Origin of the sequence: Microbacterium oxydans, assembly GCF_900095745.1 — a bacterium.
Lineage (GTDB): Bacteria > Actinomycetota > Actinomycetes > Actinomycetales > Microbacteriaceae > Microbacterium > Microbacterium oxydans_B.
This window is the reverse complement of the sequence record NZ_FMIR01000010.1, coordinates 81,690-106,021: the sequence shown is the minus strand read 5'-3', so window position 1 is coordinate 106,021 and position 24,332 is coordinate 81,690. Positions and strand designations below refer to the sequence as shown.

Below are 24,332 nucleotides of genomic sequence, written 5' to 3'. Positions count from 1 at the left end.
GCGAAGTGGAGAGACGGCTGACTCAAGTACGCGCATCGAAGCGATGGCGGTAACTGGACGGTGTGCTGCCGAATGCGGCCATGAAGTTCTGACGCAACGTGATGGGACTTCCGAATCCGCAGGATGCCGCGATCTGATCGATCGAGAGGCTCGTGACCTCGAGGAGCCGTCGTGCTTCATCAAGCCGTCGAGATCGGACCCACGCAGCGGGGGTGGAGCCGGTTGAATCGCGGAAGGCGCGCACGAAGGAGCGGCGACTCATGTGCGCGGCGGCGGCGAGTCTCTCGACGGTGAGCTCGTCATCGAGGTGCGCGAGAGCCCAAGTACGTGCTTTCGCGATCGGATCATCCGCCTCGCGAACTGCGATCGGACGTTCGATGTACTGGGCCTGCCCGCCCTCGCGGTGGGGTGCAACCACCAGGCTGCGAGCAACACGATTCGCTGCTTCCGAGCCGAGCCTCTGGCGGACGACATGCAGGCATGCGTCGAGGCCCGAGGCGGTACCTGCCGAGGTCAGAACATCGCCGTGATCGATGTAGAGCACATCGGCATCGATGTCGATCTCCGGGTGCCGCTCGGCGAGATTGCCCAGCGAATGCCAGTGCGTAACCGCGCTTCGGTCTCGAAGAAGGCCGATATCGGCGACTGCGATCGCGCCAAGGCAGAGGCCGGCGACGACGGTGCCGTCGGCATGCGCGGCGAGGACGGCTTTGCGAAGAGCGGTACTCGGCAAGCGCCCGTCATCCACCCACGACGGGATGACGATCAGATCGGCATCCGTCACCGCGGACAGCGCCTGAATGCCGCCGATCGAATAGCCCTCGGCGGTGCGGATGGATCCGCCCCGCTCGGAGAAGAGGACGGATGACCACTCGCCAAGACCCAGCCGGGCGACCTCGTCGAAGACCATCTGCGGCACGGAGAGATGGAACATCGTCACGCCGGTGAAAGCGTAGATCGCGATCCTCATCTTGTTCCTCTCGGGTGGCCCGTTCTCATCGTATATTGGCTCATGAGCCAACGGCGCACTATACCCCACGGGGTATATTGTCGGGACATGGCTACTCAAACGATCACCGCGACGAACTTCGATGAGACCCTGGACGGCGGGGGGATCGTCCTGCTCGACTTCTGGGCGGAGTGGTGCGGTCCGTGTCGCATGTTCGGGCCGATTTTCGAGGCTGCGTCCGAGAAGCACCCCGACATCGTTTTCGGCAAGGTCGACACCGAGGTGGAGCGAGAACTCGCCTCCGGTTTTCAGATCACCTCCATTCCTACGCTGATGGCATTCCGTGACGGAATCTTGGTGTTCTCGCAGCCGGGCGCGCTGCCGGCGGCCGGTCTGCAGCAGGTCGTCGATGCGGTCCAGGGACTCGACATGGATGATGTGAGGGCGCAGATCGCCGCGCAGTCAGACGCCTCCGCGTGAGGATCGTCGTCGTCGGGGGTGTCGCAGGCGGTATGAGTTGCGCGGCGCGAGCCCGTCGTCTCGACGAGTCTGCGGAGATCGTCGTGCTCGAGCGCGGCGCGAATGTGTCGTTCGCGAACTGCGGACTTCCCTATTTCGTGGGAGGTGAGATCGGGGACGAGGGCTCGCTGCTGGTGCAGACGCCGGAGATGCTGCGTGCGTCGTTGAACCTCGATGTGCGCACGGGGCACGACGTGGTGGGTGTGGATGCAGACGCGCAGACGCTCGTCGTGCGCACCTCCGCGGGTGAGGAGCGCATCGGATATGACGCCCTGGTCCTGGCGCCGGGCGCGCGAGCAGTGAGACCGGACATCTCCGGCATCGACTCGCAGCGGGTGCGGACGCTGCGCAGCGTCGAGGATGCAGTGCACCTGCGCGCACACGTCGAGGCAGGCGTAAGGCGAGCCGTCGTCCTCGGGGCCGGATTCATCGGCGTCGAAGCGGCAGAGGCATTGGCGCTGCAGGGCGTCGAGACCACTCTGATCCAGCTCGCCGACCAGTTGCTCACGCCGGTCGATACCGAATTCGGCTGGCTGGCAGCGGAAGAGCTGCGCCGGTTGGGTGTGGATGTGCGAACAGGGGTCGCCGCCGAGGCGATCCTCGCCGGCGAGGATGCCGACGTCATCACCCTGTCGGACGGCACGGAGGTGAGCGCCGAACTCGTCGTGCTCTCGATCGGAGTAAGGCCCGATACCGCTGTCTTCGAAGCTGCGGGGGTCGCCTGCGAGCGCGGCGCGATGATCGTCGATGAACACGGACGCACGTCCGTGCCGTGGGTCTGGGCTGTGGGGGATGCCGTGCTGAGCCAGGATCCCGTGACCGGCGTCCGCCGACCGGTGGCGCTCGCCGGACCAGCCAATCGTGCGGGGCGCCTGGTGGCCGACGCCATCCTCCGCCCCGAAGGTGCGAGGCCGATGCCAGCACCGCTGGGAACAGCCGTCGTCCGGGTCGGCCGATTGACGGTCGCATTGACCGGCGCGAGCCGCGCATCGCTGTCTCGCTCGGGGATCGATTTTCGGACGCTCAGTCTGCATCCGAATCAGCACGCCGGATACTTTCCCGGAGCCGTTCCGGTCCACCTGAACGTGCACTTCAGCGAAGAGGACGGGCGGATTCTCGGCGCGCAGGCGTGCGGAACCGACGGCGTCGACAAGAGGATCGATGTGCTGGCGACAGCGCTTCGGGCAGGCATGACGGTGGACGATCTGATCGATCTGGATCTTGCGTACTCCCCGCCGTACGGTCAGGCGAAGGATCCTGTGAACCTCGCGGGCATGCTCGGCGCCAACGTTCTCGACGGCACGATGCGACTGTGGGATGCGCAGGATCTCGACCTCGTGCGGGAGACGTCTCTCGTCCTTGACGTGAGACGTGACACCGAAGTCGCGGAGGGCATGATCCCCGAAGCGCTTCACATCCCGCATACGCAGCTGCGTGAGCGTCTGGGGGAGGTGCGCCTGGCCGCGGCCGGCAGGCCGGTACGGGTGCTGTGCGCATCCGGCGTCCGATCGGCGATCGCGCACCGGATCCTCGCTCAGTCGGGGTTCGATTCCGCATCGCTCTCCGGGGGAATGACGACGCTCCGCATGGTGCTCGCGGACCGAGCAGATCAGGTGCTGACAAGGCCGAGACCGGCACGTGATGTCTGATCGATCCACGCGCGTCGTCTGCCGCGCGACATGGGGCGAGCGGCTCGCCTACCTCGCTGCTGCCGTCTTCATCGCCGCGTTCGCCGCGTCGATGTTCCCATCTTCGGCGGTGGTCGCGGTCATGGCAGGACTGATCGCGATCGCGGTCGCGGCCATGGCGGCCACGGGCCGTTGCGCCTCCTCTTGGGTGCAGCAGGCCGAGCATTCACCGACGAGTGCGCACCCGCTGACGAGCCAGGCCGATCTTCCTGTTCCACTGCCAGAAAAGGAGAGAAATTCCGATGGATAGCGCAGATCTCGACGCGCAGCGGCGCGTCGTCAACCGGCTCCGCCGGGCAAGAGGGCAGCTGGACGCCGTGATCGCCGCGGTGGAGACGGAGGCGTCGTGCCGCGACATCGTGACGCAGTTGGCCGCGGTGACGCACGCACTCAACAGGGCCGGCTTCGTCATCGTTGCGGCGGCGCTGCAGGAGTGCGTCGGGCGCGATGACGACGCCGAGGGGCCGACCGTGGATGAGCTCGAGAAGGTCTTCCTCAGCCTCGCGTGACGCCTCGTCCACCCACCCACCCCCTATGAGAGGACCTCGCTCATGTGTAGAGCAGTCACATGCAAGACCTGTGGCAAGACGACCTGGGCCGGTTGCGGCCAGCACGTCGCGGATGTCATGCGTCACGTGCCGTCCGCTCAGCGTTGCAGCGGACACGAGAAGGTTCCAGCGACAGGGTTCTTCGGGCGTCTGTTCGGCCGGTGATCCATGGTCGCGCCGGTGAAGGATACCGGCGCGACCATCGGGCAGGCGTGATCAGGAATGCCGGGAGTCGCCCGCACCGTAGTGATCGGCGATCAGCTCGAGGGTGGTGGACCTGGCTCCCACGCCGTGGCTGCCGGTGACCAGCATCAACTCGTCGGCATCGGTGATCGAGTGGAGTTCCTCCAGCTGAGCGGAAACTTCTGCCGCAGTGCCGTGGAACGTGCGATCCGTCCAGTCATCGAGGAACTGTCGTTGTGCGGCGGACGACGGGTGGTCACGCACGGCATCCGGGGAAGGCAGCGCGAACGTCTCGCCCTGGAACATCCGCATCATCCCCATCGCGTTGGTCGTCGATTCTCGACGGGCCCGCGCCGGGTCTTCTTCAGCGATGGCGCCGACGCTGACGATGGCGTACGGTTCGCTCAGCGCACGGGAGGGCCGGAAGCGCTGGCGGTAGATGCGGAGGGCGTTGACGACGTCGGGACTGCCGAACTGCAGCGCGAAGGCGTAGGGACGCCCGAGTGCAGCGGCGAGTTGCGCCGAGTAGAGCGACGATCCCAGAATCCACAGTTCGGGCGGCAGGGCCGGCGCATCGGTGGCGTTCTGCTGCTCCTGCCACGGGCCCGGAACCGCATGCACGTTCACAGGCGCATCGGAGGAATCGTCATTCAGCAAGGCGATCAATTCCTGCACCTGCTGCGGGAATTCCTCGTTGGCAGAGCTGTGGCGCCGCAGCGCCGCGGCTGTGGTGTGGTCGGTGCCGGGTGCCCGTCCCACGCCGAGATCGATGCGCCCCGGAGCCAATGCTTCGAGCATGCCGAACTGCTCGGCGACCACCAGCGGTGCATGGTTGGGCAGCATGACTCCTCCCGCGCCGAGGCGAATCCGGTGCGTCTCGCTGACCAGGCGCGCGGCCATGAGCGGAGGGGACGCGATCGATGCTCCGGGCATCGCGTGGTGTTCGGACATCCAGAACCGTGCGTAACCCCGCGCATCCGCGATACGCGCGGCGGCGATCACCTCATCGAGCACGAGGGAGGCGGAGGAGCCGACGCCGGTGAGGCCGCCGTCGAGAACCGACAGGGCGAACGGGGCAGTTCCGAATGACTCTGGGTAAAACACGAGGGACCTCCAAAAGTGAGGCCGGGCACCATGTGCGAATGGTGCCCGGCCGAATGATGCGAATCAGGCGTGTGCGGCGGCACCCATAGCGGCCGACTCACCCAGGTTGCTCTTGTCGAGCGCCGTACCCGACTCGACGGCGTCGACCCAGGCAGCGGTCGACGCGACGGCCGCCCAGTTGGAGTTCAGCAACGCCATCAGCGTGGTGTGCACGGTCTTGGCGTCGACGGATCCTGCGCCGTTGGTGATGTCGATCGCGCCGGTGGCATCGGCGAGAACCTCCGCGGCGATGCCCCGTGTCTCGGCATCGGCGGCGGTGGCGACGACGCAGTTGTTCGTCATGTAACCCGCCAGCGTGATGGTGTCGATCTCCTTCTCACGCAGCCACTCGTGCAGGCCGGTCTCGGGGAAGACAGAGCTGTACTGCTTCACGACGTGCTTCCACGCGCTGCCGTCGCGCTGTTCCAGAGATTCGTGCAGTCGGAACTCCGGCTTGGTCGGGTTGAACACCGGGGCGCTGTCGCCGGCCGTGTGCTGCACCATGACGACGGGGATTCCGGCTTGCTCGGCGGCGTCGATGGCATCGGCGATGCGCTGGATCGACTCATCGCGCGGCGGGTACTGGATGGATAGGAGGCCGGTGAAGTATTCCTGCTGGGGGTCGATGACGATCAGGGCGCGGCGGGGAGTAGACATGTGTCCTCCTGGAGACGGAAGTGTGGTGTGAGCTTCCAGCATCCTCGAAGATGAAGCCGATGACCACTGGCGTGAATGCGTTTTAACGATGGTTTCGGGCCACCGATATGATCCGTCGCGGCCCGTTCCCAGGGCAGCGCTGATAGTGGACCCGGCATGGGAATCATGTGGTCGTGACGATCGACGGGAAGTTCCTCCCCTATGCATGGGTGTCGGCCGTGCGTGAGAATTAAAGCTACGTATTGTAGAGTTGTCAACGCCACAACTGAACAGACGGCGGCGGGCCCTGGTCGTCACCGCGGTCCGCCGTCGTCGTCTGCTGGCACATGTGGACAGCGGTCTGCGGGGACCCCGCGCGGCTGAGCAAATGAGGGAGCGAAGGCGATGGGTCTTTTGGATGCGCTGCGTAGACGCGCTCGACCGCAGGCGGCGGCTGTGGGCCGATTCCGGCCTTCGCCTCTTGAGGTGGTCGTGTCCCAACGGACGGTTGTCTCCGACCGTGCGGTGCTGCTGCATCTTCGACTCGTGCGCGCTGATGACGTGATCACGGTCGAACCGGGCGCGCACGTCGATCTTCATCTGACGGAGACCCTGATCCGTCAGTATTCTCTCGTCGACGCGTCGCCTGAAGAGGGAGTCATCTCGGTGTGTGTGCAGAAGGAGGACCGGGGGCGTGGTGCTTCGCGCTACGTGCACGACAGCGTGAGAGTCGGGGATCGGCTGCACATCTCTCCGCCGCGCAACACCTTCGCACTGGCATCCGGAGCGGCGACATCACTACTGCTCGCGGGTGGAGTCGGTATCACTCCGCTCGTGTCGATGGCATCGTCTCTGCATCGCGACGGGGGTGCTTTCGAGCTGCACGCGTACGCCGCACGTGCGGCGTCCCTCCCACTCCTCGAATACCTGCGGTCGCGCCCATATGCGGCATCGGTCGTGCCGCACTTCAGTGACGAGGGTGACTCCTTCCGCGTGAGTGGGCCTCGGAGTCTCCTCGAGCCGACGGTCGACGGCATGATCTACGCATGCGGGCCGGACGGGTTCATCGCGCTCGCGCGAGAACGGGCACTGGAGTCGGGGTGGCGCGACGACCAGTTCGTCACGGAACGCTTCTCCTCGGACGCGGCGCCTGGCTCTCCTGTCGATGAAGCATTCACGGTTGTCGCCGCATCGACAGGCCAGAAGATGAAGGTGGAGGCCACTGAGTCGATCGCTTCCGTGCTCGAGCGCAACGGCTACGAAACGTACCGGTCCTGTGGTCAGGGCATCTGCGGTTCATGCATCGTGCCGGTGCTGGCGGGCGTGCCTGATCATCGAGACCACGTGCAGAGCGAGCGGGAACACGCCACGCACGCTCAGATCAATGTGTGCTGCTCGCGTGCGCTCACCGCCGAACTGACGCTCGACATCTAGTTGACCGAGCTAGCTCGGTTCCATTAGTGCAGTTGACATAACCGATGCATCATATGCACTAATAGAGCTATGACAATCATCGTTCATGGCGCCACCGGCGCACAAGGTTCCCCCGTTCTTGCTGGCCTCGCCGCGGCAGGTCACAGTCCGACTGCGGCGATTCGTGACAGTGCGAAGGTTGCGGGCCCCTCACTCTCCATCGACAACGCTTCGGTCGACTCGCTGGTGCAGGCCTACGCAGGTGCGGACGCGGTCTTCGTGCACTTGCCGCTCGCCAGCCCCAACCAGCAGCTCGCCTACGCCCAGGCGATCAGTCAGGCCGTCTCTCAGGCACGTCCTGGTCGAGTCGTGTTCTCGACCAGCGGATATCCGACCGCGCTTCCTGACGGAACGCCGACCGCGCACGGGGTGTTGGCGGAATCCCTGGCCGCGTCCGGCGTGTCGTATGCGGTCATCGCGCCCCAGGTCTTCCTTGAGAATCTTCTGCTTCCGGTCACTCTCGGTCCGGCGCGCGAAGATGGAGTGTTGCGCTACCCGATCCGTGATGACTACCCTGTCTCGTGGATCTCTCACCTCGACATGGCCGATATTGCGGTCCGACTGCTGACGGATGACTCCGTGACGGGCGTCGTCACGGCCGGTGCTCTCCCGCCGCTGCTCGGAGAGGATGTCGCGCAGGGCTTCGCTCGTTACTTCGCCTCGCCTGTCGTCTTCGAGGCGCAGGATCCCGAGGCATACGGGGAGTTGATCATCCCGCTGTTCGGCGCGGACGGGGCGCGGCCGGTGGTCGATTCCTATCACTTCCGTTGGACCATGCCCGGTGAAGTGATCGACGAGGAGCGCTCGGCGCAGAAGCTTCTCGGAATCACCCCGCGCAGCGTCGAGAGCTGGCTGGGTGAGCTCGCGGTCTGAGCCTGAATGCGGGATCCGGGGAGGGCAGTCGGCCTATGGCGTGAGTGCCCTCCCCGAACTCACACGGTGCCGAAGAACTTTCGCCAGGCGGGGATGCGACGGATGAGCAGCTGATCCACAGCCAGGATCACCAGCACAGACAGACCGAACATCGGCAGGAAGATGCCCAGGGACACCACGCCGACGAGCAGCGCGATGTTGCCGAACAGAGGGAGTCGCGCGCGCGGCGCTGCCATGCCGCTCGCGGTGCCGCGGCGACGCCACCACATGATCGGAGCTGAGACGCACATGAAGATCACGGCGAGGCAGAAGAGCGTCGTCAGGATCGTGTTGATCGGCCCGAAGTGCCGCCCTTCGTGGATTGCGATTCCATGTGAGACGACCTGGGCGAGCGGGCTGTAGTCGTCGTAGCCATACTGCGCGACGACCTCGCCCGAGTACTGATCCACGTGCACCGTCTGCTCGAGAGTGACATCGGACTCCGCGGGATTTCCCTGCTGATACCACTGGCTGCTCATCACGCTGAAGACGCCTGCCTCGTCCACGGGGTAGATCACGTAGTACGGGCTCGGTGCGCCCTCGGCCTCTGCGGCCGCGATGGCAGCGTCGATCGAGACTCCTGCGCCCTGGCCCGCGCTCTGTCCTGTCGGGCCCATGCCCACGGCCCAGCCTGCGGGCGCGCTGGATCCGTCCGTCTGCTCGATGAGGTCTTTCATGGTGGACTCCGCGCCCGGATCGGCTCCCCAGAAGGAAGACCCGCCGGTCGCTGCGACCTCTTCGGACACGCTGCCCCACAGTCCCGTCCAGGGGAGTCCGGAGGTGACGAGCATCAGGATCCCGAGGCCGACAGGGAGGCCGACGAGGGCGTGAGCGCTGCGCAGCCGTGCGCCCTTGGCCTTTTTCTGCGCGGCGAGCTTTCGCGGCCTGCGCCCGAGGAAGAAGATCAGGAAGCCGGTGATCGTCAGCACGATGGCCCAGCTGGCGCCGAGCTCCATCAGCCGATCGCCGAAGTCTCCGGCCAATAGGTTGCCGTGAATGCGGATGAACACGTCGGAGATGAGCTGATCGTCGGTCAGCGATCCGGTGACGACTCCCTTGTACGGGTCCACGTAGACGTTCTGAGTGGTGCCGTCGGCAAGCTCGGTGACGAAGACCGTCGAGCGGTCACCGAGGCTGTCGAACAGCGAGACGACCGAACGGTCGGGGAACTCCGCTGCGACCGCCTCTTGCTGGGAGGACAGGGGTAGTCGATCCGCGCCGTCCGGGACGGCGACCGTGATGACGCCCGGGTGCATCGCCGCGTCGATCTGCGCGCGGAACAGGTACGTCATACCGGTCACGGCGAGCACGAAAAGTACGGGGATGACCAGGAGTGCGCCGTAGAAGTGCCAGCGCCAGAAGGCGCCGAACCAATTGATCTTCCGAGAGGGGGTGGGCACTGTCTTGTCCGGGGTGCCAGTCGACTCGATGTCGATCGTGGTCATCGTCGCGACCTTTCCATGGGCGGAATCAGATATCTACATAATGTAGTACTAAACTGAAGCCGTGATCGCCGCACCGTGGAATGTCCTCCTCACCTTCGTCTTCGTCATGACTGCGGTCATCTGCTTCAGCGGCCTGATCGGGCGCTCCCGAAAGGGGCGAACGAACTCCGCCTTGACGGATTCGGACCTGATCGACATCACTCACGGTGTGATGAGTGTCGCCATGATCGTGATGACGTGGTGGACCGTGTGGGACGCGGTGACGTGGGCGCAGGTCGCCATCTTCGTCATCCTGGTCCTGGCCCTCGTGCCGTCGTTCCGAGGCGCAAGGGGAGCACAGGCCGTCGATCTCATGGGCCACATCGTGCTCGACGTCGCCATGATCTGGATGCTCGCCGCGATGCCGCTCCTCATGGCGGGGATGGATATGTCGGGAGACGCCGGTGGTGCCCATGCGGGGCACCACGGCGGCGGCGGGCTCATGATCGAGACGACACCGGCGTGGGCGGACATCGCGAACGCCGGCTTCATCGCGCTGTGCGCGGCGGCCACCGTCTGGTGGATCTGGCGCCTAATCCGTTCGACGCATCACCGCATCCACTCTGTCTGCCATGTCGCCATGGCTGCCGGCATGGGATGGATGCTGGTGCTGATGAACGGATGATGCGTCGATTCGACGGAGAGGTTCGGAGGATCTCGATGGCGGCGGCCCCGCACCTCCGTCGGCACGCGAGACTGGTCTTATGAAAGACATGTTCGTCCGGCCCGCTGGTGCCGCGGGTGAGAGAGGCCTGCGAACAATGGCGCAGGCAGGGCGCGGAATGGCGTTGGAGGCGGTGGCGCTGCTGGGCGTCGATGACCCCCGGGCGCGGGTGCTCGAGATCGGGTTCGGTCCCGGCGTCGGACTCGAGGTGTTGCTGAGCACCTTCCCCCAGGGAGAGATCGTCGGAGTAGACCCCTCGAAGGTGAGCCACCGGCATGCCGCGATGCGGAACGCCACAGCCATCGAAGGCGGACGCCTGCACCTGCTCGCGGGCACAGCTGGCTCGCTCCCGTTGCCGGACGAGCAGTTCGATGCCGCGATCTTCGTCGACAACCTGCACTTCTGGCCTGACCCCCTTGCAGGTCTGGCTGAGGTGCGACGAGTATTGCGAGACGGCGCTCCTGTGGTCTGCGCCTTCACACCGCCGTCCGGGGGGCCTCCGTCAAGCCTGCGTCAACTGTTCGAGGCTGCCGGGTTCAGTGAGATCGCGGAGCCGAGATCCGTTCACGGGTCAGTGCTGAGTGCTGTGCATCGCGCGTCCGACCCCGTGGATGCTAGCCGCATCAATGTGTGAGCTGGGAGATGACGATGCTGCTCGGCGGTGATGTCGCCGAGCAGCATCGATGCGTCGCCTGGGATCAGGCCTGACCCCAGAAAGCGTCTTCGCTGGCGCCGTCTTCGGAGAACAGGTGTACGGCGATGATCTTCCCGTCGCGGACCGTGAGCAGGTCGACGCCGGCCATGTCCATCGAGGCGCCCGTGCGGGTACCGGAGAAGCGCACGGGAAGCGCGACCATCTCGCCGTTGACCATCGCCGGACCGGTGACGACGAGGGCGAAGCTTCCTTCGCTCGCCTCCATCATGCCGCCGAGGAGGGCGCCGACGCCGTCGATGCCCGCATGCAGGCCTGAGAACCGGTGTCCGCCGGGCTGGTGCCAGACGACGTCAGGGCTGAACTGCGCCATCACAGTGGGAATGTCTCCCTGGGCGAGTGCGTCGAAGTAGGTGGTGGCGATGCCTGCGGGGGTGGTGTCAGTCATGATTCTCTCCTTAGCTGAATGGTATGTGTCCATGGTTACATATGGTAACCTGTTACCTCAACGTAACTAAGGGAGTGGATTTCCGAAATGTCTGATCCGGTCTGGAACGTGATGCTGGCGACGTGTCCTTCGCGCACATCGTTGGCACGGGTGGCCAACAAGTGGACAGCCATGATCGTGATCGTCCTGAGTGACGGGCCGGCGCGGTTCGGAACGATCAGAGACCGCGTCGGCGGCATCAGCGCGAAGGTGCTTTCGGAGACGCTTCGCGACCTGGAGCGCGATGGTCTTCTGACGCGCACGGCCTACGACGAGATGCCGCCCCGCGTCGAGTACGCGCTCACTCCGCTCGGGCTTACGCTTCGCGAGCCGTTGAGCGCGCTGGGGCTGTGGGCGGAGCGTCACATCGAAGAGGTGCTCGTGGCGCGAGAGGCGTACGACCTGCGTTAGACAGGGTCGTCAGCGCGAGCCGCGCACCTTCTGGATGCGGAGGCTGTTGTAGACGACGAACACCGAGGACAGTGACATCGCGGCGGCGGCGATCAGCGGGTTGAGCAGGCCCGCGGCGGCGATCGGTATCGCCGCGACGTTGTAGCCGAACGCCCAGACGAGGTTCATCTTGATCGTCCGCAGCGTCTTACGGGAGATCGCGATCGCGTCGGGAATGACGAGCAGGTCATCCCGGACCAGGATGATGTCGGCCGCCTTGAGGGCGATGTCCGTGCCGGTGACGATCGCGAGGCCGAGGTCGGCGGTGGCCAGCGCGACCGCGTCATTGACGCCGTCGCCTACCATCGCGACCCGCTTGCCATCCGCCTGCAGGGAGCGGACCACGCCGGCCTTCTCCGCAGGAAGAACGCCGGCGTGCACGCTGTCGACTCCCAGCTCCGACGCGATGCGAGCGGCCGCGGCCGGTGAATCGCCCGTGAGCAGCACGATCTCGAGTCCCTGCGCTCGCAGAGCGGTGACAGCCTCAGCTGCGCGTGACTTGAGGGCGTCTGAAAGTGCGAGGACGCCGATCACATCATGGTCGGCGGCGACCATGATCGTCGTGTGACCCTCGCGCTCGAAGCGCTCCATCGCGGCTCGAGCTTCGGCGGGGATGCTCACGCCTTCGCCTTCGAGCAGCCGCGCGTTGCCGACGATGACGCGGGTGTCATCTATCAGGGCGACCGCCCCCAATCCCGGCATCGCGGTGAACTCGGTCAACGGGCGCAGGTCGTCGACGTAGGGCGAGGCCGCCTTCTCGATCGCTCGAGCGATCGCATGCTCTGACCCTCGTTCGGCCGACGCCACCAGAATCCACATATCGCGCGCGGGGACTCCGAAGGCCTCGGAACCCTGCACTGTCATCGTGCCTGTGGTGAGTGTGCCGGTCTTGTCGAGAACGACGGTGGTCACGGCACCGGATGCCTCCAGCGCATCATGCCCCTTGATCAGGATGCCGAGCGTCGCGGCGCGTCCGATGCCGACCATCAGTGCAGTGGGTGTGGCCAGTCCAAGTGCGCACGGGCAGGCGATGATCAGCACGCTGATGGCGACGCCGATTGCCTTGTCGTCGGGGGCTCCGCTCACGGCCCAGGCGATGCCGACGATCACGGCGAGTCCGATCACCACGGGAACGAACCAGGTGACCACTCGATCTACCAGCTTCTGGACGTCGGCTTTGCGGGCCTGAGCCTGCTCGGTCAGCGCCGCCATCTGTGCGAGCTGAGTATGGGCGCCCACCGAGGTCGCCCGCACCTCGAGCCGCCCATCGGTGCTGATGGTTCCGCCGGTGACCGCGTCGCCGCCCGCCACAGAGACGGGCATGGGCTCGCCCGTCATCATGCTCGCGTCGACGGCCGCATTCCCGCTGACCACGATCCCGTCTGCGGGGATGGTCTCGCCAGGCAGGAGCACGAACACGTCACCGGAGCGCAGCTGGCTGGCCGGCTCCACCGTCTCGACCCCGTCGCGCAGCACTCGCACATGCGTGGCAGCGAGCGCGCTCAGTGCGCCGAGCACGTCTCCGGCCTTCCGGCGGGAGCGTGTCTCGAAGTATCTGCCCGCGAGCTGGAAGGTGGTCATGCCCGCGGCCACATCGAGGTAGATGGAGTCGGCGCCTTCCGGCGTGGAGCCGAAGCCGAGCCAGTAGCCCTCCGACCCGGCACCCACGCCGAAGAGCAGCGTCGCCACAGCCCAGCCGAACGAAGCCGCGATGCCGAGCGACACCAGCGTGTCCATGCTCACCATGCCGTGGCGGAGGTTGCGGAAGGTGGCCCGGTGGAACGGCCACGCGGCCCAAGTGACGATCGGCAGCGCGAGCAGCACGCAGACCCACTCCCAGCCAGGGAATCGCCATCCGGGAACGAGGGCCAGGACCAAGGTGATGTCCATCAGCGGCACGGTCAGGAGTGCGGCCACGGCCAGCCGTCTCCGGAGCGAGGAGATCCGGAACTCGGTGGCACGCTGCGACCAGGCATCATCCGATCCGTCACGCAGATGGGCGCCATAGCCCGCGCTCTCGATCTGCGCGATCGCGCGTGCCGACTCCTCGGTCGAGATGCCGGTCAACACGGCACGCTCCGTCGCGTAGTTGACGGTTGCCGTGACGCCGTCGAGCTTGTTCAGAGCGCGTTCGACACGGCCGGCGCACGCCGCGCAGGTCATGCCTGAGACGTCGAGCTCGAGCGGGGGGTCGAGCTGCTGCACGGTCTGAGTGTTCATCGCTGTGGCTCCTTCTCGGGCTGCGGGCCCGGGCGTAGTTCTTCGCTCGCTGCGGAACGGGCCGAGAGCTGACGCAGCATTTCGTTGTAGGCGTCGAACTCCACATCCCTCCCCGTGTCGAGGTGCCGGTCCTTGCGTCGTGCTTCCTTCGAATCCTGGCGACCCCATTGGATCAGAAGCACGATGATGACGATAAGGAGCGGGATCTCTCCTCCGGCCCATGCGACGCCGCCCGCGAGGTACTGCTGTGCGGGGAGGTCGGCCCAGGGGAGCTTGAGATAGAGGTAGAAGTTCTCGGCGATCAATGTCGTGCTAGTCATCAGGATGATGCCGAAGAACGCGTGGAAGGGCATTGCGGCCAGCGCATACCCCAGCTTTCCCACGTGGGGGAGCGGGCGGGGTGGGCGATCGACCCCGATGATGAGGCTGTAGTACAGGTAGCCGACGATCAGAAAGTGGAGATTCATCAGCTGATGCGCCCAGTGGAAGCGCATGTACTCGCCGAAGATCCCCGTGAGGTACAGCCCGTAGTAGGAGCCGATGAACACCACGAACACGATCAGGGGGTTGTAGAGGAATTGGAGGACCCGCCAGTGCAGCACCCAGGTGATCCAGTCGTGCGGCCCCACGGGTGATCCGGGCACTGAGCGCGTGGCGCGCAGCAGCAGCGTGACGATCCCGCCCAGCACGAGCATGCCGGGTGCCAGCATATTGAGGCTCATATGGACGATCATGTGGATACCGAAGTCCGGTGCGGAGTACTTGCCGAATCCTGAGCTGGTGGCGAAGATGATGATCGCCCAGCCCAGCAGCCAGGCGACGGTTCTGCCGGGGGGCCATTGGTCGCCGCGCCGGTGAAGCGCGCGCACTGCCACGAGGTAGACGACGACGGCTGCCGTCGCGATCGTGAGGAACAGCACGTTCGGTCGCCAATGGCCGAACAGCACCTCGATGCTCGGTGGATCAGCGACCTCGAAACCCATGAACGTCTGCGAGATGCTCGTAGGCACGAAGTACTGCGGCGGGGGCTGCCGGGTCATCGCGGCTGTGGCGCCGATCCATGCGATCACCCCGAAGGATGCGACCGAGAGGCAGGAGACGATGTGCGCCGCGCGAACGCGTGCGCGACGCCAGAGCGAGCGAAGCGCGATCAGGGGGAGCGCGACGATGAGGAGGGCCGCCCATCGCCCCACGATCAGCCAGCCGGTCAACGATCCGAGAAGGGGCGTTCCGGCGAGCTTGAAGAATGTGATGACGACGTCCGAGGCGGCGATGACCGGTAGTAGGACCGCCGCCAGGAGGAAGAGTCGCCGAAGGGACTCGGGGTCGATGAATCGACCGGAGCACACCCGCAGCCAGTAGACGGCGACGACGCCGAAGAGCAGATTGATCGCGAGCGATTGGAAAACAGCGGCATCGCCACCGAAGTCGTGATCGGGGCCGACGAGGATCTGGCCCGACACGACGGGAGCCAGCGTGGCGAGGAACGATCCCCACAGAGGGATCAGCATCCCTGTCCAGCGGTCGACGAAGAATGATGCGAACAGCACCACGAGAGCTCCCGCACAGCTGATCGTCCAGGCGGCGGGCGGGTAGCTCGCCTCGAACAGGAACGCGATCGTTCCCGGTTCGAGGATGCGGGAGAGTGGCACGCCGCTGGTGTCGAAAGCCTCGAACACGGCTAGCCCCGCGGCGCTCGCCGCCCAGACCGACGCGGTTACTCGGAGAGTGCGGAGCTCGAAGCCGTACTCAAGACGTATCGCGCGCTTCGCAGGCGTGGCACGGAGGAAGAGCAGGTGAGTGAGGATGCCCATGCTGAGCAGAATCCCGGTGTCGGCCGCCACCAAAAGAGCGGTGGTCACCACGCCGACGTCAAGGCCGGGGAAAGACTGGAAGAGCTTCTTGTAGGGTGCGTCCCTGAGTGCGACAGTGATGCCGACGGGGAGACCGACGCCGAGGAAGGCAGTGGCCAGGCCGCCCGCGATCAGGAGATGACGGGATGGGCGCAGCAGAGCGGGATCGCGGGGTGCGTTCGGCGCATGCTCTTCACGCATCGTGGCTTACAGGCCACGAACCCACTTTGTACCCGGCCTCACTCACCGCGGCTTCCCAAGAGCTCCGGTCCACCGGGAGATCGTGGGTGACGCTCACGCGTCCCGTTGCCGCATCAGCGGCGACATTCTGGACGCCGGGAAGTCGGGACAGCTCTGATCCCACCGCATGCTCGCAGTGCTCGCACGTCATTCCGGTGACCTCGAATGTGAACTGCGACATTATCACTCCACTCGTTTTGCTGGGAACAAGTCTACATCGTGTAGTTTTAACACCGCGCCGCGAAGGCGAAGATAACTACCGGATGTAGCGTTAACACTACCTGCTTCGGATCTCGATGAGGTCCGTATCGCAGTTCCCGGAGAGACGGAAGTGGAGAGGTGAGTCAGAGAGCGGAGTCGGAGCAGTGAGCATGACCTCGGCCATCATGCATGTGGTGGCGCTCTTGGTGCTGATTCTTGTCATCGGACTCACCGCGCCCCCGCGGGATCAGGATGACCACCCGTCCACTCTCGCTGAGGAGTGGGGCGAGGCGAGATTTCTCATCTATCGCATCCGACGCAGGGTGCGCTCGGCGTGGTCATGGGTGCTCCGCGTATGCGGATGGAAGCCTCGGGCCTGAGTAACTTCGTAGCGGAGGTGGCGCGAGCCGGACCGGTCCCGAGAGCCACCACCTCAAATCGAGGAATCGCGAGCGAAGGCCGCAGGAGGCCGGCGACGCTTGACGGCGCCGGGCCACCTTTTGTCCACGAGTCTCTCGGCGCGAAGCTCCAGACCGGCGTCGTTCGATGCTGCCGCGAGCGTCGAAAGCGCGTTCGCCAGATGCGCGGGGCCGGCGAGACGTGCCGCCTGGTCATCCGCCGCCAATTCGACGAGAAGTGTGGTTGCCCTTCGCAGCGCGCGCGCGGAGTGCGTTCTGGGGAGACAGAGAGCGTTGATGCGAGCGATTCGGGTGGCCCACGCATGGTGTTGCCTCAGGTGCGCGTACTCGTGAGCGAGGACGGCTTGCAACTGAGCGGAGGGGAGCAGTGACTCCATTCCCGTCGAAAGCAGGATCTCGGGCGGTCTGCCCGGTGCGGCGAAGGCGATCGGCTGATCCGATTCGAACCGGACCAGAGTGAACCCGCGTCGCTGTTCGCGGCTGATGGCGATCGGTGCCAGTGAATGCAGTGCCCCTGTCTCGGAGGAGAGCACCGGCTCGGCGGACACAGCGACAAAAGCGGCGATCGCGCCGAAGGCTCCCAAGCCCGCCCAGCCGAGGATCGTCATCAGCAGCGTCTCTGAACCGATTGGGGTGTGCGAGGCGGCGACGGCACCTGCAACGCCGATGATCAGTCCCGCGAGGGCCAGTCCGATGCCTATGAAGAAAGCCCCGAACCACACTGAGAGAGCTGTACGCGGGTGCAGAAGTTGCCAGCGTCCCACGGTGAGCAGAAGGGGTGCGAGGAGTGCGACCGTGATCGATGCGATGCCGCAGGCCAGCACAACCCAGAAGAGCATGTGCTAGCGCTTCGACGACTTCCGACCGAAGGCGGATTTCAGCAGCGCGACGTCGTCGTCGTCAAGCGTTCCGGCGAAGGCGAGCAGTGCCGCGTGGCGGTCTCCCGCGCGATCCAAGGCGGAGAGCATCGAATCGCTCGTGAAATCTTCTCCCGAGCGCGCGGCCTGAAAGCGCACCTTGCGGGGAGAGTCTCCCGAGCGGATGACCTGGCCCTTCTTCTCCAAACGGGTGAGCGCTGTGAGAAGGGTCGTGTACGCGGGCACCGGTCCCGTGAAGAGGTCCTGCAGGTCGCGTGCGCTCATGGGATCCACGTGCTTCCAGAGCAGCCGCATGACCTCGCCCTCGAGCTCGCCTCGCTCTCGAGTTCTCTCTCCGGCCATGGCTCCTCCTTCCGACTGTGGTATGAGGTCCGAAACGGATTACTCTACAAACCTGGTAGCTACTGTATTACACCGTGGAGGATGTGCGCTGGTCCGGGGTGTACGGTTCGTCAAGGATCGAGCTTCTCGTCGCCGGAGTGATTCCCAGGGATGTCTGGATGTGATGATCCAGCTGTGCGGGGAGATCCATGTCGTCAGGACTCAGGATCAGTTGATACTGCAGTCCGTCCCACAGTGCGACGAGCCACACGGCATCGAGCCGTGGATCCGGAGACCCGGAGTCGCTGCTTGCGATGAGGCCCTCAAAGTAGTCGATCGTGCGGGAGAAGCGATCGGTGAAGTAGGCGTGCGCCGGATGGTCGGGGTGAATGGCCTCGGTGGAGAGGACGGCGTACATGTTTACAAGCCCTCGCTCCACCTCCAGATCTCGGCGGGCCTCATTGCCGAGCTCCGCGAGTTCCGTGCGCGCATCCATGTCGCGCTGCCCTCGCCGATGAACGAGCTGCTCGTCTCTGTGGCGAAGCACCTCGGCGAGCAGACCCGCCTTATGTCCGAAGTGGTGGAGAAGTGTGGACGTGGAGATGCCCACCTCGGATGCGAGCTGCCGGATGGTGGTCCCGTGATATCCGTTGCGGGCGAAGAGCACGGTGGCGTCTTCGATGATCTGCCGCCGACGTGAGCGACCACGCGCATAACCGAACTCGGCGGGTATCAGCGATGCCGGAGATACAGGGGAAGTGCGGGAGGAGGGCGCTGATGGCCGGGCGTGCGCCGGATCGAGGCACGCCTGGATGATTCGCGCGGGATCGAGCGACGGGAAGTAAGCCTGCAACACGAGCAAGCCCTCCCACGTGGCGACCAGCCCCTGGGCGGTCAGTACGGTCGAACTGGAGTCGTCGATGACCATGCTCTCGGCCGATTCGAGGAGTTGCCGATGGTGGCAGGCGCTGGAAGGTGGCGGAGATTCGGATGTCAATGCGAGGCTCAAGAACTGCACAGACATCGAGCAGTAGTCGGGAATCTCCATCAGGTTCGCCCACGAATCGGGACCGAGGGGCATTTGCCGCCCGGTCTCGACGCAGAACTCGGCTTCCACTGCTGTCATCAGTGCATCCGTCGAGCGGAAGTGGCCGAGGAGGCCAGGGCGTGTGATCTCCGATGCGGCTGCGACGTCCTCGAGTGAGACCTGTGCGCCGCCTCGTGAGCCGATCAACGCTCTGGCCGAGGCAAGAATCCGCCGTCGCGTCAGCGCGGTCGATGCGGCGCGGGACGAAGCGTGCTCGGAGGATCTCACCGTCTCATGATCGCACGCGTACTTAATCTACAAATAGATCGATATTGACTTACGGTATGTTCGATTTTGCGCTACTCTTGCCCGAGCCCACCCCCTTCGGGCGCGACCAAGGAGTCGACGATGACTGAACCCTCCACCACCACACCCCTCACCCGGACCGTGCCGGCCGGCCCCGTTTCTCCGGCCTACTTGCCGACGCTGGGTCTTGCCAACTTCGGCGTCTACTTGGCGCTACTCACGCCGGTGTTCGTCTCATTGGCCTTCAAGCTCGAGCACATCACCGCGAACCGCGGCGAGTCGGTCGCCGCGCTCAGCCTCGTCATGGGCGTCGGCACGCTCTTCGCGATCATCTTCAACCCGCTCGTCGGGCGTCTGTCGGACCGCACCATGTCGCGCTTCGGTATGCGACGCCCCTGGCTGATACTCGGTGCCGTGGTCGGATTCGCGGCTCTCGTGACGATCGGTCTGGCGAGCGAGGTCTGGATGGTCCTCGTGGGATGGTGCGTCGCGCAGGCCGCCCTCAATGGCACGCTGGCAGCGTTGAACGCCACCATCGCGGATCGCATGCCGGTATGGAAGCGCGGCCTCGCGTCAGGAATCATCGGGATCACCACGTCGCTCGGCATCCTGGGCGGAACGTTCGCGGTCAACTTCCTCGACTCGGATCTCTCGCGATTCGCGGTACCTGCGCTCATCGGTCTGGTGTTGACGGTGCTGTTCGCGATGCTGCTGAAGGATGGGGTGCGTCTCACGCCGCCGTCGACGAGCTACGGCTGGAAGGACTTCGCCGGATCCTTCGTCTTCAACCCTCGCAAGAACCCCGACTTCGGCTGGACCTGGCTCACGACATTCCTGGTGATGTTCGGTTACGCCGGTATCGCCACGTATCTGCCGCTCTATCTGACCGACAAGTTCCTTCTGACGGAAGCGGAGGCCATCACGGCCGTCCTGATCTGCAACCTCGCGGCAGTCGGCGCGCAGGCGATCTCCGGGCCGCTCGCGGGGTACCTCTCCGACAAGCTCGGGCGCCGGAAGCCGTTCGTCCTCGCCGCCGGCATCATCATGGTGGCCGGGCTCGTCGTTCTCGCCTTCGCGCCGACCGTCGAGATGGTGATCGTCGGTCAGGGACTGATCGGACTCGGCATCGGGTCCTTCCTCTCGGTCTCGCTCGCCCTGGCGACGCAGGTGCTCCCCGATGTCGAAGACACGGCCAAGGACCTCGGCGTCATCAACATCGCCAATGCGCTGCCGCAGTCCATCGCTCCGGCCATCGCACCGGGAGTCATCGCGCTGGGCGCGGCGACCGCGATCGGCGGCTACTCGTTGTTCTACCTGGTCGGCGCGGCTGCCGCATTGGCGGGCGCAGTTCTCATCTTCCGAGTCAAGGGCACGAAGTAAGGCGCACTCATGGATTCCGACAATCAGAGCATCGACGTACGCTTCCGCGACAGCAGTCTTCCGGTCGAGGAGCGAGTGGAGATACTCCTCGCGCAGATGACGCTGGAGGAGAAGGCCGGCCTGTTCTTCCACGCCATGATCTCGATGGGGGAGGACGGTGCTCTCTCCGATGGTGATGAAGAGTTCGACCTCCCATCGAACGCGGAATATGTGTCACATCGGCACATGAGTCACTTCAACCTCCTCACCGGAGGATCGCCGGAGGCGATGGCGCGCTGGAACAATCACATCCAAGACCTGGCGCGCTCCACGCGGCTCGGAATCCCGGTGACGGTATCGACCGACCCCCGGAACTCGTACAGCGACAATCCGCTCGCCGGCCTCCTCGCCGGGGCGTTCTCGGTGTGGCCGGAGGCACTTGGGCTTGCGGCGATCCGCGATGAGGGTGTCGTACGTGAATTCGCCGACATCGCGCGCCAGGAATATCTCGCCGTCGGCATCCGTGTTGCCCTGCACCCGCAGATCGATCTCGCCACTGAGCCGCGCTGGGCGCGCCAGCTCGACACGTTCGGTGAGGATGCCGAGCTGACGAGTCGGCTCGGTGTCGCGTACATCCAGGGCTTCCAGGGCGAGGCGCTCGGACGGGACTCGGTCGCGACGATGGCCAAGCACTTCCCGGGCGGCGGGCCGCAGAAGGATGGCGAGGATCCGCACTTCGCCTACGGACGCGAGCAGGTGTATCCCGGTGGTCGGTTCGATCTGCACCTGGCGCCGTTCCGTGCGGCAATCGCCGCAGGCGCATCGCAGATGATGCCGTACTACGGTATGCCGGTCGGCACGGAGTACGAAGAAGTGGGCTTCGGGTTCAACCGCTCGATCATCACGGAACTGTTGCGAGAGAAGCTCGGTTTCGATGGAATCGTCTGCACGGACTGGGGCTTGATCAACGACGCCACGGTGGAAGGCGAGCCCTTCCCTGCGCGGGCCTGGGGTGTGGAAGACCTCACTCCGCGGCAGCGGATGCGCAAGGCCGTCGATGCGGGCGTGGATCAGTTCGGCGGAGAAGCATGTCCCGAGATGTTGGTCGAGTTGGTCGAGGCGGGTGAAATCTCGGAAGCTCGGCTCGATATCTCGGCGCGCAGGCTCCTCGCCGAGAAATTCGTGCTCGGTCTCTTCGACGACCCGTACGTCGATCCGGCGGAGGCCTCTCGTGTGGTCGGTGCGCCAGCATTCATCGCCGCGGGCCTCGCGGCTCAGCGTGCGTCGTTGACGCTGCTCACGAACCGTTCCGAGGGCGGGCGCTCCACTTTGCCCGCCGCAGAGCGACGGCGCTTGTACGTCGAGGGCATTCCCGAGGACATCGCTGCGGGGTATGGCACTGTCGTCGCCGATCCGCTCGAGGCGGACCTCGCCCTCGTGCGTATCCATGCACCGTATGAGAAGCGGTCCACGGCCTTCGAGAACTACTTCCACGCAGGTTCGCTCGAGATGGATGACGAGACCGTGTCGCACATCGCGCAGCTGAGCGCATCGACAACCACGGTCGTCGATGTCTTCCTCGATCGTCCGGCGATCCTCACCCCGATCCTGGAATCGGCGGATGCTGTCGTCGCCAACTACGGGGCTCACCCGCGGGCGGTGCTCGACGTGCTGTTCGGTCGCGATGAGCCACGTGGGCGTCTCCCCTTCGATCTCCCGTCCAGCATGGCGGCAGTGGAGGCTTCGCGCTCCGATGTGCCGTTCGACACTGCCGATCCGCTGCTGCGCTACGGGCATGGGCTGAGCTACGGGGCGCGCTGACCCCGCCCCGCACGACGACCCCGTCCGCGTGATCAGATCACGCGGACAGGGTGCCAGCGAGAAGAAGCAGGAGCGGGATCGTCACGATGGCGAGCACGGTCTGGACGCCGGTGATCGCCGCCATGAGCCGAGTGTCACCGCCCATGCGCGATGCGAGGACGGTGGCGCTGGGTGCAGTCGGAACCGCTGTGATGAGAATGATGCTCGTGAGAGTCGCACCGGTGATTCCGAACGCCAGCGCGATGGACAATGCCGCGAGCGGCAGCACGACCAGCTTGAGGACAGCAGCGGCGCCGACATCGATCAGGTCTCGCAGGCGGAACGTGAATCGCAGTGCGGCACCGGCGACCATGGTGCCGACGACGAGGGCGGGGGCCGCGATCATCTCGATCGTCGTCTGCAGGAGCGAAGGCATCGCGATGCCGCCCAGGTTGAGCGCCACTCCGGCCAGGCAGGAGAGGATGAGGGGATTCGATGCGAGGTCTCTCCACAGCGCGAAACTCCGTCGCTCGGTGTCGTGCTGGCCGAAGAGCGAGAGCGTCGTGACGCAGATCACGTTCACCAGCGGCACGACGACGGCGCTGGCGAGTGCGAACGTCGCCACTCCTTCTCGCCCCTGCAGCGCGGATGCGAAGACCAGCCCGACGTAGGTGTTGATGCGGATGGATCCCTGGATCAGGGATGTGAGCTGGGGGCCATCCGCCCGGGTGAGGAGCGCCGCGCCGAACGACAGTGCGGCCACCACCAGTGTGGGAATGCCGACGCTGAGCGCAAGTGGACCCGCGGCCACGGCCGTGAGATCTGCGCCGCCGATCGACGTGAGGAAGAGCGCGGGAGTGAAGACCCAGTAGCTCACCCACGACAGTCCCGACCAGAATCCGACGTCTGTCAGCACGCGTCGCCGAAGGATCAGGCCGCCCCCGAGGAGCAGGATGATCGGGGCGATCCCCGCGGTGATGACGTCCATCCTCTCACTGTGATGCAATGTGTCAATGCAGTTCAACCATGACAATATGACCGGCCCACTGCTCGCCGCGGATCTCGTGACCCTCGTGCGGCGGGGGTGGGACGTCGACGCCGCGACCGCAGTCCTGGACGCCCACGAGATCCGGCGGGCAGAGCTGAACGAACGGGGCGGCGAGCAACTGCGGGAATGGGCGGATCAGATCGTCCCGGTGTTCCTCGCAGTCACCGTCGACGAACGCTGCGGCGCCATCAATCGCCTTCTCGCGGTCGGCGCATCTCGTCCGTATCTCACGACGCACGACGGACTCCGTCCGCACCTGCACTTCGCCCCTGATGCCCAGGATGTCGTCGCACGGGTGCGTGCTGTCACCGCGGGCGGACTCGCGCTCTTCATCGTCGAGTCGGACGGGGCTCGGCTGGGCGCCTGCCAGCGGGATCGCTGCCCTGTCGTGTACGTGGACACCAGTCGCAATGGGCGGCGCTCTTACTGTTCGGCGAGGTGCGGCAACTACGACGCCGTTCGCCGTCACCGGGCCCCGGTCAGTCGACGGTGACCGGGGACACAGACTCCTCCTCGAGGCCGAAGAGGTGGGGTGGGACGGTCATTGCCCAGGCGTTCATGGCGTCGAGCACCGGGCGCAGCTGCATCCCCACCGGCGTCAGCTCATAGACGACGCGGGGAGGGATCTCGGCGTAGGCGGTGCGGGTCACCAGCTCGTGCGCTTCGAACTTGCGCAGTCGGCTCGAGAGCGTGTGCGCACTGATTCCCGGCAGAGCAGAGAGGAGCTCGTTGAACCGATGCGGCTTCTTGAGAAGCTCGCGCACGATGAGTGTCGCCCAGGGGCCGTCGAGCAGACTGAGGAACCGCGCGACGCCGCACTCCTGCAGCGAGCAATGATCGAATCTCATGGCCTCAGGATACGGCCTTCAGTG

Annotated in this window: 24 protein-coding genes and 2 pseudogenes; 12 read left to right on the top strand and 14 right to left on the bottom strand. The window is 65.4% G+C overall.

Annotated features, from left to right (window positions below; all coding sequences use genetic code 11):
* Positions 1-22: 22 nt before the first annotated feature.
* On the bottom strand, positions 23-1,021 hold the full coding sequence (locus tag BQ2383_RS04285) for a GlxA family transcriptional regulator (RefSeq protein WP_244175888.1): 999 nt from the start codon (positions 1,019-1,021) through the stop codon (positions 23-25).
* A 36-nt stretch (positions 1,022-1,057) separates the two neighbouring features.
* On the opposite strand from BQ2383_RS04285, the gene trxA reads away from it, so the two are divergent.
* The 3 genes from trxA to BQ2383_RS04270 all read left to right on the top strand — a co-directional run bounded on the left by trxA (position 1,058) and on the right by BQ2383_RS04270 (position 3,665).
* A complete protein-coding gene (gene trxA / locus BQ2383_RS04280; RefSeq protein ID WP_091030059.1) occupies positions 1,058-1,429 on the top strand; it encodes a thioredoxin in 372 nt (123 codons plus the stop codon).
* Positions 1,426-3,117: an FAD-dependent oxidoreductase gene (locus tag BQ2383_RS04275; RefSeq protein WP_091030050.1), complete on the top strand. Its 1,692-nt coding sequence runs from the start codon at positions 1,426-1,428 to the stop codon at positions 3,115-3,117. Before trxA ends, BQ2383_RS04275 begins: the two co-directional genes overlap by 4 nt.
* A gap of 281 nt (positions 3,118-3,398) precedes the next feature.
* Positions 3,399-3,665 (top strand): metal-sensitive transcriptional regulator, encoded by a 267-nt coding sequence (locus BQ2383_RS04270; RefSeq protein WP_091030047.1) that lies wholly within the window; start codon positions 3,399-3,401, stop codon positions 3,663-3,665.
* Positions 3,666-3,920: 255 nt separating this feature from the next.
* Here BQ2383_RS04270 and BQ2383_RS04260 read toward each other — a convergent pair whose 3' ends face one another.
* Together BQ2383_RS04260 and BQ2383_RS04255 are read right to left on the bottom strand one after the other, a co-directional pair.
* Positions 3,921-4,991, bottom strand: a complete 1,071-nt coding sequence (locus BQ2383_RS04260) for an LLM class flavin-dependent oxidoreductase (protein WP_091030040.1) — start codon at positions 4,989-4,991, stop codon at positions 3,921-3,923.
* Between the two features lie 63 nt (positions 4,992-5,054).
* Positions 5,055-5,687, bottom strand: a complete 633-nt coding sequence (locus BQ2383_RS04255) for an isochorismatase family protein (RefSeq protein ID WP_091030037.1) — start codon at positions 5,685-5,687, stop codon at positions 5,055-5,057.
* Between the two features lie 384 nt (positions 5,688-6,071).
* On the opposite strand from BQ2383_RS04255, the pseudogene BQ2383_RS19645 reads away from it, so the two are divergent.
* The 3 genes and pseudogenes from BQ2383_RS19645 to BQ2383_RS04245 form a co-directional block, all read left to right on the top strand.
* Positions 6,072-6,425 (top strand): annotated as a pseudogene (locus BQ2383_RS19645) (FAD-binding oxidoreductase); the annotation flags it as partial.
* Between the two features lie 276 nt (positions 6,426-6,701).
* Positions 6,702-7,100, top strand: a complete 399-nt coding sequence (locus BQ2383_RS19495) for a 2Fe-2S iron-sulfur cluster binding domain-containing protein (protein WP_244175887.1) — start codon at positions 6,702-6,704, stop codon at positions 7,098-7,100.
* Positions 7,101-7,169: 69 nt separating this feature from the next.
* Entirely contained in the window at positions 7,170-8,012 is an 843-nt protein-coding gene (locus BQ2383_RS04245) for an SDR family oxidoreductase (protein ID WP_091030030.1), read from the top strand.
* Positions 8,013-8,071: 59 nt separating this feature from the next.
* Here BQ2383_RS04245 and BQ2383_RS04240 read toward each other — a convergent pair whose 3' ends face one another.
* The gene (locus BQ2383_RS04240) at positions 8,072-9,496 is read right to left on the bottom strand and encodes a PepSY-associated TM helix domain-containing protein (protein ID WP_091030028.1); all 1,425 of its coding nucleotides are present in this window, start codon (positions 9,494-9,496) and stop codon (positions 8,072-8,074) included.
* A gap of 61 nt (positions 9,497-9,557) precedes the next feature.
* Between BQ2383_RS04240 and BQ2383_RS04235 the strand changes: the two genes are divergently transcribed.
* Positions 9,558-10,160, top strand: a complete 603-nt coding sequence (locus BQ2383_RS04235; protein WP_091030025.1) for a DUF5134 domain-containing protein — start codon at positions 9,558-9,560, stop codon at positions 10,158-10,160.
* A gap of 136 nt (positions 10,161-10,296) precedes the next feature.
* Positions 10,297-10,833 carry a class I SAM-dependent methyltransferase gene (locus tag BQ2383_RS04230; RefSeq protein WP_167381534.1) on the top strand — a complete coding sequence of 179 codons (537 nt, stop codon included), beginning with the start codon at positions 10,297-10,299 and terminating at the stop codon, positions 10,831-10,833.
* 64 nt (positions 10,834-10,897) lie between these two features.
* Here the strand turns inward: BQ2383_RS04230 and BQ2383_RS04225 are convergent, their stop codons facing one another.
* Entirely contained in the window at positions 10,898-11,299 is a 402-nt protein-coding gene (locus tag BQ2383_RS04225; RefSeq protein WP_091030020.1) for a nuclear transport factor 2 family protein, read from the bottom strand.
* 87 nt (positions 11,300-11,386) lie between these two features.
* On the opposite strand from BQ2383_RS04225, the gene BQ2383_RS04220 reads away from it, so the two are divergent.
* On the top strand, positions 11,387-11,749 hold the full coding sequence (locus BQ2383_RS04220; protein ID WP_091030018.1) for a winged helix-turn-helix transcriptional regulator: 363 nt from the start codon (positions 11,387-11,389) through the stop codon (positions 11,747-11,749).
* Between the two features lie 9 nt (positions 11,750-11,758).
* On the opposite strand, the gene BQ2383_RS04215 is transcribed toward BQ2383_RS04220, so the two are convergent.
* The 7 genes and pseudogenes from BQ2383_RS04215 to BQ2383_RS19640 form a co-directional block, all read right to left on the bottom strand.
* Positions 11,759-14,008, bottom strand: coding sequence for a heavy metal translocating P-type ATPase (locus tag BQ2383_RS04215; RefSeq protein WP_091030015.1), 2,250 nt, complete (start codon positions 14,006-14,008; stop codon positions 11,759-11,761).
* The gene (locus tag BQ2383_RS04210; protein ID WP_091030013.1) at positions 14,005-16,062 is read right to left on the bottom strand and encodes a cytochrome c oxidase assembly protein; all 2,058 of its coding nucleotides are present in this window, start codon (positions 16,060-16,062) and stop codon (positions 14,005-14,007) included. The genes BQ2383_RS04215 and BQ2383_RS04210 overlap by 4 nt, the downstream gene beginning before the upstream one ends.
* Positions 16,055-16,282 (bottom strand): heavy-metal-associated domain-containing protein, encoded by a 228-nt coding sequence (locus tag BQ2383_RS04205; RefSeq protein ID WP_091030009.1) that lies wholly within the window; start codon positions 16,280-16,282, stop codon positions 16,055-16,057. Before BQ2383_RS04205 ends, BQ2383_RS04210 begins: the two co-directional genes overlap by 8 nt.
* A gap of 453 nt (positions 16,283-16,735) precedes the next feature.
* The gene (locus BQ2383_RS04195) at positions 16,736-17,560 is read right to left on the bottom strand and encodes a M56 family metallopeptidase (protein ID WP_091030002.1); all 825 of its coding nucleotides are present in this window, start codon (positions 17,558-17,560) and stop codon (positions 16,736-16,738) included.
* A 3-nt stretch (positions 17,561-17,563) separates the two neighbouring features.
* Positions 17,564-17,941 (bottom strand): BlaI/MecI/CopY family transcriptional regulator, encoded by a 378-nt coding sequence (locus BQ2383_RS04190; protein ID WP_091030000.1) that lies wholly within the window; start codon positions 17,939-17,941, stop codon positions 17,564-17,566.
* Positions 17,942-18,008: 67 nt separating this feature from the next.
* Positions 18,009-19,037 carry a TetR/AcrR family transcriptional regulator gene (locus BQ2383_RS04185; protein WP_244175885.1) on the bottom strand — a complete coding sequence of 343 codons (1,029 nt, stop codon included), beginning with the start codon at positions 19,035-19,037 and terminating at the stop codon, positions 18,009-18,011.
* 9 nt (positions 19,038-19,046) lie between these two features.
* A pseudogene (locus BQ2383_RS19640) lies at positions 19,047-19,235 on the bottom strand (helix-turn-helix domain-containing protein); the annotation flags it as partial.
* A gap of 120 nt (positions 19,236-19,355) precedes the next feature.
* Between BQ2383_RS19640 and BQ2383_RS04180 the strand changes: the two are divergent.
* The gene (locus tag BQ2383_RS04180; protein ID WP_091029993.1) at positions 19,356-20,633 is read left to right on the top strand and encodes an MFS transporter; all 1,278 of its coding nucleotides are present in this window, start codon (positions 19,356-19,358) and stop codon (positions 20,631-20,633) included.
* Between the two features lie 9 nt (positions 20,634-20,642).
* Positions 20,643-22,433 (top strand): glycoside hydrolase family 3 protein, encoded by a 1,791-nt coding sequence (locus BQ2383_RS04175; RefSeq protein WP_091029990.1) that lies wholly within the window; start codon positions 20,643-20,645, stop codon positions 22,431-22,433.
* Between the two features lie 37 nt (positions 22,434-22,470).
* On the opposite strand, the gene BQ2383_RS04170 is transcribed toward BQ2383_RS04175, so the two are convergent.
* Positions 22,471-23,400 carry an AEC family transporter gene (locus tag BQ2383_RS04170; RefSeq protein ID WP_091029986.1) on the bottom strand — a complete coding sequence of 310 codons (930 nt, stop codon included), beginning with the start codon at positions 23,398-23,400 and terminating at the stop codon, positions 22,471-22,473.
* 46 nt (positions 23,401-23,446) lie between these two features.
* Between BQ2383_RS04170 and BQ2383_RS04165 the strand changes: the two genes are divergently transcribed.
* Positions 23,447-23,953, top strand: coding sequence for a CGNR zinc finger domain-containing protein (locus BQ2383_RS04165; protein ID WP_244175884.1), 507 nt, complete (start codon positions 23,447-23,449; stop codon positions 23,951-23,953).
* Here BQ2383_RS04165 and BQ2383_RS04160 read toward each other — a convergent pair.
* On the bottom strand, positions 23,940-24,308 hold the full coding sequence (locus BQ2383_RS04160; RefSeq protein WP_091029980.1) for a winged helix-turn-helix transcriptional regulator: 369 nt from the start codon (positions 24,306-24,308) through the stop codon (positions 23,940-23,942). The two genes, BQ2383_RS04165 and BQ2383_RS04160, sit on opposite strands and share 14 nt — an antisense overlap.
* Positions 24,309-24,332: the final 24 nt, after the last annotated feature.

What these genes read in the sequence shown, in the direction of transcription:
- trxA (WP_091030059.1), top strand. Translation starts at nt 1,058, where the DNA reads ATGGCTACTCAAACGATCACCGCGACGAACTTCGATGAGACCCTGGAC.
- BQ2383_RS04270 (WP_091030047.1), top strand. Translation starts at nt 3,399, where the DNA reads ATGGATAGCGCAGATCTCGACGCGCAGCGGCGCGTCGTCAACCGGCTC.
- BQ2383_RS04255 (WP_091030037.1), bottom strand. Translation starts at nt 5,687, where the DNA reads ATGTCTACTCCCCGCCGCGCCCTGATCGTCATCGACCCCCAGCAGGAA.
- BQ2383_RS19495 (WP_244175887.1), top strand. Translation starts at nt 6,702, where the DNA reads ATGATCTACGCATGCGGGCCGGACGGGTTCATCGCGCTCGCGCGAGAA.
- BQ2383_RS04245 (WP_091030030.1), top strand. Translation starts at nt 7,170, where the DNA reads ATGACAATCATCGTTCATGGCGCCACCGGCGCACAAGGTTCCCCCGTT.
- BQ2383_RS04240 (WP_091030028.1), bottom strand. Translation starts at nt 9,496, where the DNA reads ATGACCACGATCGACATCGAGTCGACTGGCACCCCGGACAAGACAGTG.
- BQ2383_RS04230 (WP_167381534.1), top strand. Translation starts at nt 10,297, where the DNA reads ATGGCGCAGGCAGGGCGCGGAATGGCGTTGGAGGCGGTGGCGCTGCTG.
- BQ2383_RS04225 (WP_091030020.1), bottom strand. Translation starts at nt 11,299, where the DNA reads ATGACTGACACCACCCCCGCAGGCATCGCCACCACCTACTTCGACGCA.
- BQ2383_RS04220 (WP_091030018.1), top strand. Translation starts at nt 11,387, where the DNA reads ATGTCTGATCCGGTCTGGAACGTGATGCTGGCGACGTGTCCTTCGCGC.
- BQ2383_RS04215 (WP_091030015.1), bottom strand. Translation starts at nt 14,008, where the DNA reads ATGAACACTCAGACCGTGCAGCAGCTCGACCCCCCGCTCGAGCTCGAC.
- BQ2383_RS04210 (WP_091030013.1), bottom strand. Translation starts at nt 16,062, where the DNA reads ATGCGTGAAGAGCATGCGCCGAACGCACCCCGCGATCCCGCTCTGCTG.
- BQ2383_RS04205 (WP_091030009.1), bottom strand. Translation starts at nt 16,282, where the DNA reads ATGTCGCAGTTCACATTCGAGGTCACCGGAATGACGTGCGAGCACTGC.
- BQ2383_RS04195 (WP_091030002.1), bottom strand. Translation starts at nt 17,560, where the DNA reads ATGCTCTTCTGGGTTGTGCTGGCCTGCGGCATCGCATCGATCACGGTC.
- BQ2383_RS04190 (WP_091030000.1), bottom strand. Translation starts at nt 17,941, where the DNA reads ATGGCCGGAGAGAGAACTCGAGAGCGAGGCGAGCTCGAGGGCGAGGTC.
- BQ2383_RS04180 (WP_091029993.1), top strand. Translation starts at nt 19,356, where the DNA reads ATGACTGAACCCTCCACCACCACACCCCTCACCCGGACCGTGCCGGCC.
- BQ2383_RS04175 (WP_091029990.1), top strand. Translation starts at nt 20,643, where the DNA reads ATGGATTCCGACAATCAGAGCATCGACGTACGCTTCCGCGACAGCAGT.
- BQ2383_RS04170 (WP_091029986.1), bottom strand. Translation starts at nt 23,400, where the DNA reads ATGGACGTCATCACCGCGGGGATCGCCCCGATCATCCTGCTCCTCGGG.
- BQ2383_RS04165 (WP_244175884.1), top strand. Translation starts at nt 23,447, where the DNA reads ATGACCGGCCCACTGCTCGCCGCGGATCTCGTGACCCTCGTGCGGCGG.
- BQ2383_RS04160 (WP_091029980.1), bottom strand. Translation starts at nt 24,308, where the DNA reads ATGAGATTCGATCATTGCTCGCTGCAGGAGTGCGGCGTCGCGCGGTTC.